Raw genomic sequence first — 14,360 nt, forward strand, 5'->3', positions numbered from 1 at the left:
GGGGGCGGGGGGGGTGGGGGGGGGTGGGGGGGGGGTGGGGGGGGGGGGGGCGGGGCGGGGGGGCCCCCCCCCCGGGGGGGGCGCCCCCCCCGCTCGACGTAGGGCAGGTCGTGGACCTACTCGTCGCCCTCGGCCTTTTCGATGCCCTCGCCGGGGTTGCCGTCGGCGTCGTTGATCTCCGACTCCAGGCCCAGCTGCTCCACGAGCCACTTGTCGAACTCGATCGCCGCGCGCACCCAGCTCACCGTCGAGGAGACGAACAGCTCGATGTTCACGCCGGCGCCGATCAGCAGCTGCGCCTCGCCGATGAGGCGGACGGTGCCGTCGTCGTGGGTGTGGGTGTAGACCTTGGGCCACAGGGTGCGCCGGTTCCAGTCGTCGATCGACTCCAGCAGCTGCACCTTGTCGTCGATCTTGTGGGGCCGGTCGTAGAACGTCCGCACCGAGTAGACCTGCTGGTCGCCCTCGCCGCGGAACATGAAGTACGTACGGAACTCCTCCCACGGCGCCGCGAGGTCACCCTCGTCGTCGACGACGTACTTCAGCTCCATCTGGTCGAGGAGCTGCTTCACGAGATCCTGGTCCGGGACGACGGGGCCCGCCGGTCCACCCTGGGGCTGCGGCTCGGGCTGGCCCCCGAAGTTCGGAATCGAGGACGGGTCGATGGACATACTGGGTACTCCCGCGGTCGTCTGGATCGTCCGGCCATCGCTGAGACCAGACGTATAGCCCACCCTCTCTCTCTTGCCCCGTGCCCGGCAACCTGCCCCGGCCGACAGGCTTCCACCACGCGACGGATCAGCGACGTGAGCACCCGAACGCCGGCGCCCACGTCCCATCACCTCGGCCCCACCTCGGCCCCGGAACTACAGCGTCTTGCCCGTCGTAGGGCCGACGATCAGGCCCTCTCCGAACGCGTCCACACGGACCGTGTCGCCGTCCTTGACCTCGCCCGCCAGGATCTCCTTGGCGAGGCGGTCGCCGATGGCCGTCTGGACCAGGCGGCGCAGGGGCCGGGCGCCGTAGGCCGGGTCGTTGCCCTCGTCGGCGAGCCAGGCCAGGGCCGCGTCGGTGATCTCCAGGGTGAGGCGGCGCTCCGCCAGCCGCTTCGCGAGGCGGTCGATCTGGAGGCGGGCGATCCGGCCGAGCTCCTCCTTGTTCAGCGCCGAGAAGACGACCAGGTCGTCGAGCCGGTTGAGGAACTCCGGCTTGAAGGACACCCGGACCACCTCCAGGACCTGCTCCTTCTTCTCCGCCTCCGTCGTGACGGGGTCGACCAGGTACTGGCTGCCCAGGTTCGACGTCAGCACCAGGATCGTGTTGCGGAAGTCGACCGTGCGGCCCTGGCCGTCGGTGAGCCGGCCGTCGTCCAGGACCTGGAGCAGGACGTCGAAGACCTCCGGGTGCGCCTTCTCCACCTCGTCCAGCAGGACCACGCTGTACGGGCGCCTGCGGACCGCCTCCGTGAGCTGGCCGCCCTCCTCGTAGCCCACGTAGCCGGGGGGCGCGCCGACGAGACGGGCGACGCTGTGCTTCTCGCCGTACTCCGACATGTCGATGCGGATCATGGCCCGCTCGTCGTCGAAGAGGAAGTCGGCGAGGGCCTTCGCGAGCTCGGTCTTGCCGACGCCGGTCGGGCCGAGGAAGAGGAACGAGCCGGTGGGGCGGTCCGGGTCGGAGATGCCCGCGCGGGAGCGGCGTACGGCGTCCGAAACGGCCTGGACGGCCTCCGTCTGGCCGATGAGGCGGCGGCCCAGCTCCGCCTCCATACGCAGCAGCTTCTGCGTCTCGCCCTCCAGGAGGCGGCCGGCCGGGATGCCGGTCCAGGCGGCGACGACGTCGGCGATGTCGTCCGAGCCGACCTCCTCCTTGACCATGGTGTCCTTCGCGGCCTCCTCCTCGGCCTCGGACGCGGCCTCCAGGTCGCGCTCCAGGGTCGGGATCTCGCCGTACAGCAGCTTGCTGGCGGTGTCGAAGTCGCCGTCGCGCTGGGCGCGCTCGGCCTGGCCGCGCAGGTCGTCGAGCTTCTCCTTCAGCTCGCCGACCCGGTTGAGGGACTGCTTCTCCTTCTCCCACTTGGCGTTGAGGCCGCGCAGCTCCTCCTCCTTGTCGGCGAGGTCGCGGCGCAGCTTCTCCAGGCGCTCGCGGGAGGCGGCGTCGGTCTCCTTGACGAGCGCCAGCTCCTCCATCTTCAGCCGGTCCACGGACCGCTGGAGCTCGTCGATCTCGACGGGGGACGAGTCGATCTCCATGCGCAGGCGGGAGGCCGCCTCGTCGACCAGGTCGATGGCCTTGTCGGGGAGGAAACGGGAGGTGATGTAGCGGTCGGAGAGCGTCGCGGCGGCCACCAGGGCGCTGTCGGCGATCTGGACCTTGTGGTGGGCCTCGTAGCGGCCCTTGAGACCGCGCAGGATCGCGATGGTGTCCTCGACGGTCGGCTCCGCCACCAGCACCTGTTGGAAGCGGCGCTCCAACGCCGGGTCCTTCTCGATCCGCTCGCGGTACTCGTCGAGCGTCGTCGCGCCCACCATGCGCAGCTCACCGCGCGCGAGCATCGGCTTGAGCATGTTGCCGGCGTCCATCGCGGAGTCGCCGCCGGCGCCCGCGCCGACGACCGTGTGCAGCTCGTCGATGAAGGTGATGATCTGGCCGTCGGAGTCCTTGATCTCGGCCAGGACGGTCTTCAGCCGCTCCTCGAACTCGCCCCGGTACTTGGCGCCGGCCACCATCGCGCCCAGGTCGAGCGCCACGAGCCGCTTGTTCTTCAGCGACTCCGGGACGTCGCCCTTGACGATCCGCTGGGCCAGCCCCTCGACGACGGCGGTCTTGCCCACGCCGGGCTCGCCGATGAGGACGGGGTTGTTCTTCGTACGGCGGGAGAGGACCTGCACGACCCGCCGGATCTCCTGGTCCCGCCCGATGACCGGGTCGAGCTTGCCCTCGCGGGCGGCGGCGGTGAAGTCCGTGCCGAACTTCTCCAGGGCCTTGTACTGGCCCTCGGGGTCGGCGCTGGTCACCCGGCGGCCGCCGCGGGCCTGCTGGAAGGCCTCCTGCAGCTTCTTCGCGGTCGCGCCCTGCTGGGTGAGCACGTCACCGGCCTGGCCGCCCTTGGCGGCGATGCCGATGAGCAGGTGCTCGGTGGACAGGTACTCGTCGCCGAGATCGCGGGCCCGGCTCTGCGCGTCGGCGATGACGGCGAGCAGTTCGCGGTTGGGCTGCGGGGGCGCGACGGTGGACCCGGTCACGCTGGGCAGCGAGCCGAGCGCCTTCTCGGCCCCGGCGCGCACGGCGGCCTGGTCGGCGTCGACGGCCGCCAGAAGGTCGACGATGTTCTCGTTGTCCTGCCCCTGGAGCAGCGCGAGCAGCAGGTGGGCTGGGGTGAGGTCGGCGTGTCCCTGGGACACGGCCCTGCTGCCGGCCGCGTTGATCGCGTCCCGGCTCCGGTTGGTCAGCTCGGCGTCCACGTTCGCTGTCTCCTCCTTGCGTCAGCGCTACCCGTTACTGACTCAGTCAGCGTACACAAAGTTGAGTCTATTCCGCTCAAGGTGCCGCCTCAATGTGCGAGCAGTAGGTTCCGGGCCATGGCCGCATACCCCCAGGACCCGGGCGCTCCCGACGCGCCGTATCTCGCCTTCTGGCGCGAACGGCATCTGTGCACGCTGACCACACCACGCCCGGACGGCAGTCCGCACGTGGTTCCGGTCGGAGTGACCTACGACCCCGAGGCCGGCCTCGCCCGGGTCATCACGAACAAGACCAGCACGAAGGTGGGCAACGTCCTGGCGGCCGGCCCGGCCGGCGCCCGGGTCGCGGTGTGCCAGGTGGACGGGCGGCGCTGGGCCACGCTGGAGGGGCGCGCGCAGGTACGTGCCGAGCCGGAGCGGGTGGCGGAGGCGGAGCGGCGGTACGCGCAGCGCTACGGGCGCACGCCGAGCCCGAACCCCGCGCGCGTGGTGATCGAGATCGAGCTGACCCGGGCGATGGGGCAGGGCTGACGGCGCGGCCGGCGACGCGGCTGACCGGATTCCGGTTCTGTCCCGTTGTGTTCCGGCGTCGTTTTCCAGCCAACGCTCAAGCGGATGCATAACCCGAAATATCCCCGCAAACTGCAGCGGCGTCACCGTGTTCAGGTCACGGTGACGCCGCTGCGGGGGGAAGCGCCTGAGCGATCTTTTTACGACGGGGGAATCGCGTCAGGCACTGCGGGGGGTGGCTGAGGTGGTCTTCAGGGGCGGGGCCTCCGTCTCGACGAGCCGGTGGTCCCGCTGGTCCAGGTTCACAAAGATCATTCCGTATCGAATGGCGCACCGCACGGGCTGCGGTGCTCCCCGGGGCTTGCGCAGGCACCGGTAGGCCCGTACGTCCTCGTCCTCGTCGCGCGTCACGACGACCGGCTCACCGAAGACCGTCACCATCAACGAGTCACCACTGTGGGGGATGGCGGTGACCAGGTCGATGAAGTGCCAGCCGGAGCGGTAGGCGGTGGCCATCTCGCGGCGGAAGGAGCGGTCGTCGGGTGGAGTGGTCATGACTCGGCGACCCACGTGCTGTCGGCGGGAGCGACCCAGGTGCTGTCGCCAGGAGCGACCCAGGTGCTGTCACGCAGCACGTCCGCCGCGGTCACGACCCAGGTGCTGTCACGCGGAGCGACCCACGTGCTGTCGCGCGGAGCGACCCACGTGCTGTCGCCGGCCACGACGGCGGTGTCGACACCCGGGCTCCACGTACTGTCGCGCGCCGTGTCGCCCGTCGTCCCCGCAAGGCCGCTCAGCGCTCCGAAGGCCAGGGCGGCGGAGAAGGCGGCGGCAAGCGCCGAGCGAAGCATTCTCTTATGCATAGTCGGCTTCGTCCTCATTTGAAGGTCACCTCTCCCCCGTCGACTACGACGATGGCCCATTCGGGCACGTCATGGCCACACAATCGATGCATCATGTTCCTGCACGTTCAGGACCCTGGGGGGTGGAGATTTGACGAAAAATGAGACAAAGCAGACACATCCTCATGCGTCGACTGAGCTGTGCGAGGAAGGTCGCCGTCTCTATGGGAACGCACTTCGGACGGGCCGCATAGCCCGTGCGGACGTGGAGCCCGCTCCGTGTTTGATGGAGTTCGCCCTGCTTCATGCCGACCCCGACGACGCGAACTGGCTGCGCCCGGTGCCCCCGTCGATCGCCCTGTCCCAGCTGCTCAACCCGATCGAACGCGAGATCACCCAGCGCAGACGGCTGTCGGTCGAACTCGCCGACGCTTTCGAGCCGTTCATGACCCTCAGCGCCCAGCCGACGCCGACCACACACTCGATCACGGTGCTGGAGGGCATCGACCGCATCAACGCGGCGCTCGATCTGGCCACCTCCCAGTGCCAGACCGAGATGCTCACCGTCCAGCCGAGCCGCCGCCGCCTGGAGCACACCCTCGTCCAGGGCCTGGAGCGCGACAGACCGCTGATCGAACGCGGCTGCCGCATCCGGACGCTCTACCAGCACACGGCCCGCTACAGCCCCGAGACCCTGGCCTACGTCTCCCAGTTCACCGACGGCAAGGTCGAGTACCGCACCATCGACGAACTCGTGGAGCGGCTGATCATCTGCGACGAGACGGTGGCCTTCATCCCGACCCGCGACGACGGTCAGGTCGCCCTCGAACTCCGGCACCCGGGGCTCGTCCGCTACCTGATCAAGGTCTTCGAGTTCATGTGGGGCCGCGCCGTACCCCTGGCCACCGGCGCCCCGTACGAGACCGCGCCCGACGGCATCACGGAGATCCAGCACTCGATCGCCAAGCTCCTCGTCGAGGGGCACGTCGACGAGGCGATAGCCCGCCGGCTCGGCATGAACGTCCGCACCTGCCGTGCCCATATCGCCAAACTCGCCACCGCCCTGGGCAGCGGCAGCCGTGCCCAACTCGGCTTCCTCATCGCCCAGTCGGGCATCCTCAGACAGGAACCCTGACACCCGCACGGCCTCACGGACGCACGCGGCCTCACGAACGCACGAACTCACGAACGCACGAACTGACGAACTGACGGACTCACGGACTCACGGACTCACGGACAGGAGGCAGACCGCAGTGAGCGCGCCGCCGCACCCCCACCACGGCGTGGAGAACCTGTGTGCCGCAGGCGCGAAGCTCTACGAGCAGGCCTTGCGCGACGGACGCGTCAAGACCGAGGCGGCCGAGACGGCGGCCCCGTGCCTGCTGTCCTTCGGCCTGCTGCAGCCGGTCGTCGACGACCTCGCCCAGCTCGAACCCGTGCCCCCGGCGCTCGCCCTGCACCGGCTGCTGCGCGCCTCCGGCAACCGCATCGCCGAGGAACGGCGCCGCGAGGAACAACTGGCGACGCTCTTCGAGCCCCTCATGCGCGTCACCGGCAGCCGCACTCCCCCCACGGACCCCGCCTCCCTGCGGATCCTCAGCGGCACGGAACGGATCAACGCGGCCATCACCGAGGCGATGGCCGAGGCGACCGACGAGGTGCTGTGCATCCAGCCCCACGTGCACTACAGGGGGCCGCGCGGCGAGAGCGCCCAGGCCGTCGCCATGGCCCGCGACCAGGCGCTGCTGGACCGGGGCTGCCGCATCCGCACCCTCTACCAGCACACCCAGCGCCACCAGCCGCTCGTCCTGTCCCGCTACGAGCAGCTCCGCGGCGCCGCGGAGGCCCGCACCCTGGACGAGGTCACCGACCGGCTCATCGCCATCGACGGCACGGTCGCCTTCATCCCCGCGGGCGAGGACGGGCTGCTGGCCCTGGAGGTCCGCCACCCCGCCCTCCTCAGGTACTTCACCACCACCTTCGACCGCCTCTGGCGGCTCGCCGTCCCCATGTACCCCCAGGCGGTCCGACGCCCGTCCCTGGACGGTGTGACGCCCCGCCAGCAGGCCATCGCCGCGCTTCTGGTCGAGGGCCACACCGACGCCGTCATCGCCGACCGCCTCGGCATGAACATCCGTACCGCCCGCGTCCACATCGCCAAGCTCGCCGCCACCCTCGGCAGCGAGAGCCGCGCCCAACTCGGCTACCTCATCGGCCGGTCGGGGATCCTTGACCGGGAACAGCACCGGGGGCTGGAGCAGACGCCGGGGCAGGCGCAGGCGCAGGGGGAGGGGCAGGAGCCGGGACGCTGACGCCCGACGGGCGGTCCAGGCCGACCTGGGCAATGCGGACCCCCAGTTGGGTGCGGCTGGCGGCGCCCAGAGTCTCGGAGAGGCGGGCGATGTGGGCGCGGCAGGTGCGGACGCTGATGCCCAGGCGCTCGGCGATGACGGCATCCTGGTGGCCCTCCGCCAGCAGGGCGGCGATGGACTGCTCGCGGTGCGAGATGCCCTCGATGCGGGTGTCGGGGAGCGGGGCGGTGAGCGGGATCGCCAGCCGCCACAGCCGCTCGAAGACCGTCACCAGGTAGGAGATCAGGGCCGGGTGGCGCAGCTCCAGGGCCATCGTGCGGTCGCTGTTCGCCGGGATGAAGGCGACCGTGCGGTCGAAGAGGATCAGCCGGTCGATGACCTCGTCCAGCGTGCGGGCCTCCACCGCGTCGCCCATCAGCTCCAGGTAGGTGAGCAGGCCCTGGCCGTGCCGGGCGACGTGGTTGTACAGGTCGCGCATGCGCACGCCTCGGCCGCGCAGTTCCAGCGCCCGGTGCAGGCCCTCCGACAGTTCGTGCTCACGCCGGATGCCGCCGGGCTGCACGGTGAGGACCTCCGTCATGCACGCCTCGGTCGCCGCGTCCAGCGCGGCCTGGATCCGCGAGGAGCCGTCCAGGACCCGGATCGCCGCGCCCTCCCCGGCCGTCGCGCCCCGCGCCGGACCGCCCAGGCCCGCGTACCACTCGAAGGCGGCCACGGCCGCGCCCATGCGCCGCCCGCTCGCGCTGACCTCGTCGTAAAGCCCGTGCAGCAGCCGGGTCATGACCTCCTGCGGGGAGGTCGGCACCAGCCAGTCCATGTCGTCGGGGTCGGGGTGCAGGAGGGCCAGTTCGAGCAGGCACGGGACGGGCTCGGCGTCGGTCCGGGCCACCCGACCGCGCCGTACGGCCCGGGAATACACGCGATCCCCGGCGTCGCACAGTCGGTCGGCGCCGTGTGGATGTTCCTCCGTCCCGTGCCCGGCCATCGCCCATCCCACCCCCGCCCACGCCGCTTCCGGAGCGCAACTATGCGCGGCCCGGACCGGGTCCGCAACACGGCTTGTCCGGCCGAGGCCGAGGAAAACCACCCGTCTGCGTGAGTTTCTCCCGGCCTCCTCCCCTCGCACTGCAACAAGCTGACGGTGGTGCCGGGCCTTTGCGGCGGTGCATCGTTGAGTTCCGCGTTCCCCCGGGTGCTCCCCACTCGGGGGAAGCGGAGCCAACCCGGCCGGACCACGGGGGAGTCCGGCCGGGCTCCGGGCCATCCCCGCATGCCCTGGCGCCCCGCACGCCCCGGTACCCGGCAGCACCCGTGCGCTCCCGGAAATATCCGAGTGATCGTCGTGTTACGTCCCGCACTTAACGTCGGCCCATGGCGGACATATTTGACGCGTACGCGCTGGCCGACGCGTGGGACGAGATGTTCGAGCGGCCGGGTGAGGTCAGGACCGCCTATGAGCCGGTGCTGGCGGCGCTTCAGCCGATCGAACCAGGTGAACTGCGCTTCAGGGCCGACCAGATGGCCCGCGCCTTCACCGACCGGGGCGTGACCTACGCCTTCGCGGGCGAGGAGCGGCCCTGGCCGCTGGACCTGGTGCCCAGGATCCTCGACGCACTGGAATGGGATTTCATACAACGGGGCGTGAGCCAGCGGGTCAGGGCCCTGGAGGCCTATCTCGCCGACGCCTACGGGCCCTGCCGCGCCTTCGAGGACGGGGTCGTGCCCTGGCGGCTGCTGCTGGGCTCCCCGCACTTCCACCGCGCGGCCCACGGGGTCGAACCGCCCGGCGGGGTGCGCATCCACGTCGCCGGCATCGACCTCGTCCGGGACGAGGCCGGGGACTTCCGGGTGCTGGAGGACAACGTCCGGGTGCCCAGCGGGGTGTCGTACGTCATCGAGAACCGGCGGGCCATGACCCGGGTGTTCCCCTCCCTCTTCGACGGGCAGCACGTCGTGCCGGTGGACGGCTATCCCGCGCGGCTGCTCGCCGCCCTGCGCGCCGCCGCGCCCGCGGGGACCGCGGACCCGCGGGTCGTCGTCCTCACCCCCGGGCCCAGCAACGCCGCCTACTTCGAACACGCCCTGCTGGCCCGGCTGATGGGCGTGCAGCTGGTCGAGGGGCACGACCTGGTGTGCCGCAACAACCGGGTGTGGATGCGCACCACGAAGGGCGAGGTCCCCGTCCACGTCGTCTACCGGCGGCTCGACGACGACTTCCTCGACCCACTCCACTTCCGCCCCGACTCGGTGATCGGCTGCCCGGGCATCATGACGGCGGCCGTGGCCGGACGGGTCACCCTCGCCAACGCCGTCGGCAACGGCGTCGCCGACGACAAGCTGCTGTACACGTACGTCCCGGACCTGATCCGGTACTACCTCGGCGAGGAACCGATTCTCCCCAATGTGGAGTCGTACCGCCCCGACGAGCCCGGGCAGCTCGACGCCGTCCTCGACCAGATCGACAAACTGGTCATCAAGCCGGTCGACGGCGCGGGCGGGCAGGGCATCGTCATCGGCCCGAAGGCCGACGCGAGGACGCTGGACAAGACACGCAAGGCGGTCGCCGCCGACCCGCGCGGCTTCATCGCCCAGCGGCCCGTCGCCCTGTCCACCTCCCCCACCCTCGCGGGTGAGCGCATGGCGCCGCGCCACATAGACCTGCGGCCGTTCGCCGTCAACGACGGCACCGACGTCTGGGTGCTGCCCGGCGGGCTGACGCGCGTGGCGCTGCAGGAGGGCAACCTGATCGTCAACTCCAGCCAGGGCGGCGGTTCCAAGGACACCTGGGTCCTCGCCGACGGGCCCTCTGAAGAGCCCGCCCAGATACCGGCCGATGACTCGCCGCCCGCCGTCGCTCCGCGCCAACTCGGCCCCGACGGCATCCCCGCCGCCGTACCGGATGGGGCACAACAGTAAGGGGCGCAGCAGCATTGAGCCCTCCTCCTCGCAGGTGAGGAGGATCCTGGCTCACACCGCTCGGCCGCTCAGCGAACAGTCGAGTCTTACGCGATCAACACCAGCCGGGTTGGAACCAGCCCGGTTTCCCCAAGGAATTGGAGGTTGCTGTGCTGGCTTGGTTCTCGCTCGGCACGAGTCGACCCTACCCGGTATACGCGCGGGAGGGCCGGTGAACGACGTGATCCTCTCCCGCATCGCGGAGGCGCTGACCTGGACCGGCCGCTATGTCGAACGGGCCGACGCCACCGCACGCATCCTCGACGCCTATCTGCACCGCATGCTGGAGGACCCCTGGCGCGACGAGGACGCGGCCTGCCGGTCGCTGTACGCGATCCTCGGCGTCGACGCGGGCCCCGACCCCGTCGACATGCAGCAGGTCCTCGACCAACTGGCCTTCGACTCCCGCTCCACCTGCTCCATCGAGGGCGCGCTGGGCGCCGCCCGGCTGAACGCGAGGAGCGCCCGCGAGGCCGTCTCGTCGGCGATGTGGGAGTGCCTGAACGCCACCTGGCACGCCCTCGCCGACCAGCGCCGCGCGGCCCGTCGCACGGGCCCCTACGGCTATCTGGAGCTCGTCCGCAGCCGCGCGGCCCTCTTCTTCGGGCTCGCCGACTCGACGATGAGCCGCGACGACAGCTGGCGGTTCGTCGTCCTGGGCCGCAGCCTGGAGCGCGTGGACATGACCGTACGGCTGCTGTCGGTACGCGTCCTGGACGCCGCGCACGCTCCCGACTGGCCGACCCTGCTGAGCGCGTCCGGCGCCGACGAGGCGTACGCGCGCGTGTACGGCGGTTTCGGCGACACCCCGAGGGTGGCCGAATTCCTCCTTCTGGACCGGGACTTCCCACGCTCGGCGCTGCACGCGCTGACGACGGCCGAGGAGTGCCTCTCGGCCCTCGGCCGCCCCCGCCAGGACCCGGCCCGCCGGCCCATCGGCCGGCTGCGCACCCGCCTCGAATACCTCGACACCCACGCCATGGAAGAACAACTGCAGCTGCTGCTAAGGGACTTGCAGACCGCCTGCATGGCCTCGGCGGAAGCGGTCGCCGAGCGGTTCTTCCCGTACCAGGGGCCCGTCGTATGGGCCCAGGAAGGAGCGTGAGCATGAGCGCCAACGGCACCCGCAGGCTCCGTATCCGCCACACCACGCACGTCTCCTACGCGCAGGCGGCGGTCTCCTCCCACAACGAGGTCCGGATGACCCCGCTCACGCTGCCCGGACAGACCACCCTGGATGCCCGGGTGACCATCCGGCCGGCGGCCACGACCTGGTCGTACTGGGACTACTGGGGCACCCAGGTCACCGCCTTCGAGCTGATGGACCCGCACGCGGACCTCACCATCACGGCGTCCAGCCTGGTGGAGACGTCCCCGCCGGCCGGCCTGCCGCCCTCCCCCGCCTGGGCGGAGATCGTGGAACGCACCGCCGTCTCCCGGCTGCTGGAGTTCGCGGGCCCCACGGTCCGTACGACGGTCCCGCCGAAGCTGGTGAAGAAGGCGCGCAAGGCGGCCGCGGGCCTGGACCCGCACGAGACGGTCGTGGCCGTGTCCTCGCTGGTCGCCGACCGGGTGACCTACCTGCCCGGCGTCACCGGCGTGAACACCTCGGCCGCCGAGGCCTGGGAGCAGGGGGCGGGCGTCTGCCAGGACATCGCGCACGTCACGATCGCGCTGCTGCGTGGCCTCGGGCTGCCGACGCGGTACGTCTCCGGCTATCTCCACCCCGAACGGGAGGCGGAGCTGCACCGCCCGGTGGCCGGGCAGAGCCACGCCTGGGTCGAGTACTGGGCGGGCGACTGGCACGGCTACGACCCCACGAACCGGACCCGGGCCGACGAGTCCCACGTGGTGGTCGGCCGGGGCCGCGACTACGACGACGTCACCCCGCACAAGGGCGTCTACCGGGGGGTCGCCGGCGGGCCGCCGGCGGTGACGGTGGAGTTCACGCGGGTGGCGTGAACGGGGCGCGTTACGGGGCCTCCCCTTTCCGGGGCGGCCGCCGGACAATCCCGGTATGGCGAGGAACCGGGCAAGGAACCGTGCGAGGAACCGTGCAACGAACCGTGCGAGGAACCGGGTACGGGTCCTGACCATGGGGGCGGTGCTGTGTGCGGCGGCGGGCTGCGGAGGGGGCGGGAGCGACGGCGAACCCTCCGCAGCCTCCTCCGCCCCTGCCACGCAGGCGGCCTCCCGCCCCTACAAGGACGGGCATCTCACCTTCACCCTGCTGTCCCTGCGCTGCGGGCTGAGCGCGGTCTCCGGGTCACACAGCGAGGGACAGCCGGACGGGCAGTTCTGCTGGGCGCGGCTGCGGGTGGACAACCAGGACCCGCAGTTCCACACCTACGTCGCGAAGAGCCAGCGGCTGTCGGGCGTCCCCGGGCGCCCGGGGACGCCCGACACCTTCGCCATGGCCGTACGGCGCCAGCACGACAGCGTGGAGATCGGCGGGCACGATCTGATCGAGGTCGAACTCTGGTACGACGTCCCGCGCGACGCCAAGGTGAGCGGTCTGCGCGTCTCGGGCGACCGCGATCCGGCCGGCTACCTGAACACCAGCCACCCGGCGCCGTTCACGCCGGGCGGGGTCCTCATCGCGATGAAACCGCTGATGGGCTGGTAGCCGACGAGCCCAGGCACACGGCCCAGGGACCTCAGCTCAGCTTCAGGGCGTCGCAGGCGGCCTTGTACTTGGCGGTGCAGATCTGGTCGACCGTGAAGATGCCGTCGGCGATGACGGTCGTCTTGATGTTGCTCTTCGTCAGCGCGACCACGGTCTGCAGCTTGGCCGGAATGCCCTTGGTGGTCGGGCTGTCGACCTTGTCGCGGGTGAGGGCTTCGAACTGCAGCTCACGGCCCTGGACCTTGGCGACGGCGGCCTGTGCGGCGGCCGCGGCCATCGCCGGATACGGCTTGTAGACGCTCATGTACTGCTCGCCGGTGATGATCCGCTGCACGGCCGGCAGCTCCGCGTCCTGGCCGGTGATCGGGGGCAGGTCGCCGTCTTTCATGCCCGCTGCCTCGAAGGCCTTGACGATGCCGCCGGCCATGGCGTCGTTGGCGGAGTAGACACCGGCGATGTTGTTCTTGCCGAGCGCCTCGATCGCCTTCGTCATCTCGGCCTGGGCGATCTTCGGGTCCCACTTGTCGGTGTCGTACGACTTCGCGATCGTGACCCGGCCGTTGAGCTCGCTGAGCGCGCCCGCCTTGAACTGGCCGGCGTTCGGGTCGGTGGGCGAGCCGTTCACCATGACGATCTTGTCCGCGGTGCTGGGATTGTTGATGGCCTCCGCGAGGCTACGGCCCTGCACCTCGCCGACGAGCTCGTTGTCGAAGGAGACGTACGCGTCGATCGGGCCCTGGGCGAGGCGGTCGTAGGCGATGACGGGGATCTTCGCGTCCTTGGCCTTCTGCACCATGGGCGCGATCTCCTTCGCGTCGACGGCGTCGAGGAGGATGATGTCGACCTTGTCGTCGATCATCTTCTGCATCTGGGTCTTCTGCGCCTTGGTTTCCCCGGCGGCGTTCGCGTACTCGGTCGTGCCCTTGTTCTGGGTGAGCTCGGCGACCGTCTTCTTGATGATGGGGTAGTCGAACTGCGCGTACCGGGTGTTCGTCTCCTCCGGCATCAGCACGCCCACCGTGATGTCGTTGCCCCGGGTCGGTGTCGCGCTGCCGCTGCTCTCCGAGGCCCCCAGCATCCCGCACCCGGCGAGCGAGAGGGACATCGTGGAGGCGACCACGGCTATGGCGATACGACGCATTCGGGGCTCACTTCAGGTGCGTTCAGTGCGATTCCGGGCACACATGGGTGCGACATGGTGACCCAGGTGTCTCAAAAGACAACGCGGCGGCGACCGCCGGAGTCAAGCGGAACCGGTTAACGAAGGAGCAACATCACACTCCGCTTAGCGGACGAAGACGCATGGAGACGAAGCGAAGACCTTGCGAAGATCGCGCGAAGACCTGTCGGAGACCGGTCACGGAATCCGCCGCGCAAACCCGGCGGAACCACCACGCAAACCGTCGTGCGACCGCCATGCGGCCGTCGCGGAACCCGCTGCGCAACGCTCGCGGAAACCGCTGTGCAACGGTCGCGGAAACCGCTGTGCGGCCGTCGCGGAAACCGCTGTGCGGCCGTCGCGGAAATCGGGCGGGAAACGGTCCAAGAAGCCGTACAACCAATGCCGTTCCTCGCGGGTCGTGATCACGAAAGAGTTCGTCACGACCCGGCTCCTCACAACCCGGCTGCATCACAACCCCGCCCGCCTCAT

At 70.5% G+C, this 14,360-nt stretch carries 14 protein-coding genes; 7 read left to right on the top strand and 7 right to left on the bottom strand.

Annotation, left to right across the window (positions count from 1 at the left end; all coding sequences use genetic code 11):
- Window positions 1–116: 116 nt before the first annotated feature.
- Together ACIBTS_RS16710 and clpB are read right to left on the bottom strand one after the other, a co-directional pair.
- Window positions 117–671, bottom strand: coding sequence for a YbjN domain-containing protein (locus ACIBTS_RS16710; protein WP_399320006.1), 555 nt, complete (start codon window positions 669–671; stop codon window positions 117–119).
- Between the two features lie 195 nt (window positions 672–866).
- Window positions 867–3,464, bottom strand: coding sequence for an ATP-dependent chaperone ClpB (gene clpB / locus ACIBTS_RS16715; RefSeq protein WP_399320008.1), 2,598 nt, complete (start codon window positions 3,462–3,464; stop codon window positions 867–869).
- 117 nt (window positions 3,465–3,581) lie between these two features.
- On the opposite strand from clpB, the gene ACIBTS_RS16720 reads away from it, so the two are divergent.
- Window positions 3,582–3,995: a TIGR03618 family F420-dependent PPOX class oxidoreductase gene (locus tag ACIBTS_RS16720; protein ID WP_319676086.1), complete on the top strand. Its 414-nt coding sequence runs from the start codon at window positions 3,582–3,584 to the stop codon at window positions 3,993–3,995.
- Between the two features lie 198 nt (window positions 3,996–4,193).
- Here ACIBTS_RS16720 and ACIBTS_RS16725 read toward each other — a convergent pair whose 3' ends face one another.
- A complete protein-coding gene (locus tag ACIBTS_RS16725; RefSeq protein ID WP_079660912.1) occupies window positions 4,194–4,529 on the bottom strand; it encodes a hypothetical protein in 336 nt (111 codons plus the stop codon).
- Window positions 4,526–4,825, bottom strand: a complete 300-nt coding sequence (locus ACIBTS_RS16730) for a hypothetical protein (RefSeq protein ID WP_399320011.1) — start codon at window positions 4,823–4,825, stop codon at window positions 4,526–4,528. The genes ACIBTS_RS16725 and ACIBTS_RS16730 overlap by 4 nt, the downstream gene beginning before the upstream one ends.
- Before the next feature lie 142 nt (window positions 4,826–4,967).
- Here ACIBTS_RS16730 and ACIBTS_RS16735 point away from each other — a divergent pair, with 142 nt between their 5' ends.
- Together ACIBTS_RS16735 and ACIBTS_RS16740 are read left to right on the top strand one after the other, a co-directional pair.
- Complete coding sequence (locus ACIBTS_RS16735; RefSeq protein ID WP_399320013.1) at window positions 4,968–5,951, top strand: helix-turn-helix transcriptional regulator; 984 nt, start codon at window positions 4,968–4,970, stop codon at window positions 5,949–5,951.
- Between the two features lie 118 nt (window positions 5,952–6,069).
- Window positions 6,070–7,128: a helix-turn-helix transcriptional regulator gene (locus ACIBTS_RS16740; protein ID WP_399320015.1), complete on the top strand. Its 1,059-nt coding sequence runs from the start codon at window positions 6,070–6,072 to the stop codon at window positions 7,126–7,128.
- Here the strand turns inward: ACIBTS_RS16740 and ACIBTS_RS16745 are convergent.
- Window positions 7,025–8,113 carry a LuxR C-terminal-related transcriptional regulator gene (locus ACIBTS_RS16745; protein WP_399320017.1) on the bottom strand — a complete coding sequence of 363 codons (1,089 nt, stop codon included), beginning with the start codon at window positions 8,111–8,113 and terminating at the stop codon, window positions 7,025–7,027. The two genes, ACIBTS_RS16740 and ACIBTS_RS16745, sit on opposite strands and share 104 nt — an antisense overlap.
- A 386-nt stretch (window positions 8,114–8,499) precedes the next feature.
- Here ACIBTS_RS16745 and ACIBTS_RS16750 point away from each other — a divergent pair, with 386 nt between their 5' ends.
- From ACIBTS_RS16750 to ACIBTS_RS16765, 4 genes are all read left to right on the top strand, one after another.
- The gene (locus tag ACIBTS_RS16750; protein ID WP_399320019.1) at window positions 8,500–10,044 is read left to right on the top strand and encodes a circularly permuted type 2 ATP-grasp protein; all 1,545 of its coding nucleotides are present in this window, start codon (window positions 8,500–8,502) and stop codon (window positions 10,042–10,044) included.
- A gap of 211 nt (window positions 10,045–10,255) precedes the next feature.
- Complete coding sequence (locus tag ACIBTS_RS16755) at window positions 10,256–11,188, top strand: alpha-E domain-containing protein (protein WP_319676091.1); 933 nt, start codon at window positions 10,256–10,258, stop codon at window positions 11,186–11,188.
- 2 nt (window positions 11,189–11,190) lie between these two features.
- The gene (locus ACIBTS_RS16760) at window positions 11,191–12,045 is read left to right on the top strand and encodes a transglutaminase domain-containing protein (protein ID WP_399320023.1); all 855 of its coding nucleotides are present in this window, start codon (window positions 11,191–11,193) and stop codon (window positions 12,043–12,045) included.
- A gap of 133 nt (window positions 12,046–12,178) precedes the next feature.
- Window positions 12,179–12,709, top strand: a complete 531-nt coding sequence (locus ACIBTS_RS16765) for a hypothetical protein (RefSeq protein ID WP_399320025.1) — start codon at window positions 12,179–12,181, stop codon at window positions 12,707–12,709.
- A gap of 31 nt (window positions 12,710–12,740) precedes the next feature.
- Here ACIBTS_RS16765 and ACIBTS_RS16770 read toward each other — a convergent pair whose 3' ends face one another.
- The gene (locus ACIBTS_RS16770; protein WP_399320027.1) at window positions 12,741–13,850 is read right to left on the bottom strand and encodes a sugar ABC transporter substrate-binding protein; all 1,110 of its coding nucleotides are present in this window, start codon (window positions 13,848–13,850) and stop codon (window positions 12,741–12,743) included.
- A gap of 216 nt (window positions 13,851–14,066) precedes the next feature.
- Window positions 14,067–14,312 carry a hypothetical protein gene (locus ACIBTS_RS16775; protein WP_399320029.1) on the bottom strand — a complete coding sequence of 82 codons (246 nt, stop codon included), beginning with the start codon at window positions 14,310–14,312 and terminating at the stop codon, window positions 14,067–14,069.
- Between the last annotated feature and the right edge of the window lie 48 nt (window positions 14,313–14,360).

This window comes from Streptomyces sp. NPDC050121 (assembly GCF_044460385.1).
Lineage (GTDB): Bacteria > Actinomycetota > Actinomycetes > Streptomycetales > Streptomycetaceae > Streptomyces > Streptomyces soliscabiei.

Coding starts and splice junctions, on each gene's coding strand:
- ACIBTS_RS16750 (WP_399320019.1), top strand. CDS start 8,500: ATGGCGGACATATTTGACGCGTACGCGCTGGCCGACGCGTGGGACGAG.
- ACIBTS_RS16770 (WP_399320027.1), bottom strand. CDS start 13,850: ATGCGTCGTATCGCCATAGCCGTGGTCGCCTCCACGATGTCCCTCTCG.
- ACIBTS_RS16725 (WP_079660912.1), bottom strand. CDS start 4,529: ATGACCACTCCACCCGACGACCGCTCCTTCCGCCGCGAGATGGCCACC.
- ACIBTS_RS16765 (WP_399320025.1), top strand. CDS start 12,179: ATGGGGGCGGTGCTGTGTGCGGCGGCGGGCTGCGGAGGGGGCGGGAGC.
- ACIBTS_RS16760 (WP_399320023.1), top strand. CDS start 11,191: ATGAGCGCCAACGGCACCCGCAGGCTCCGTATCCGCCACACCACGCAC.
- ACIBTS_RS16710 (WP_399320006.1), bottom strand. CDS start 671: ATGTCCATCGACCCGTCCTCGATTCCGAACTTCGGGGGCCAGCCCGAG.
- ACIBTS_RS16730 (WP_399320011.1), bottom strand. CDS start 4,825: ATGCTTCGCTCGGCGCTTGCCGCCGCCTTCTCCGCCGCCCTGGCCTTC.
- ACIBTS_RS16745 (WP_399320017.1), bottom strand. CDS start 8,113: ATGGCCGGGCACGGGACGGAGGAACATCCACACGGCGCCGACCGACTG.
- ACIBTS_RS16720 (WP_319676086.1), top strand. CDS start 3,582: ATGGCCGCATACCCCCAGGACCCGGGCGCTCCCGACGCGCCGTATCTC.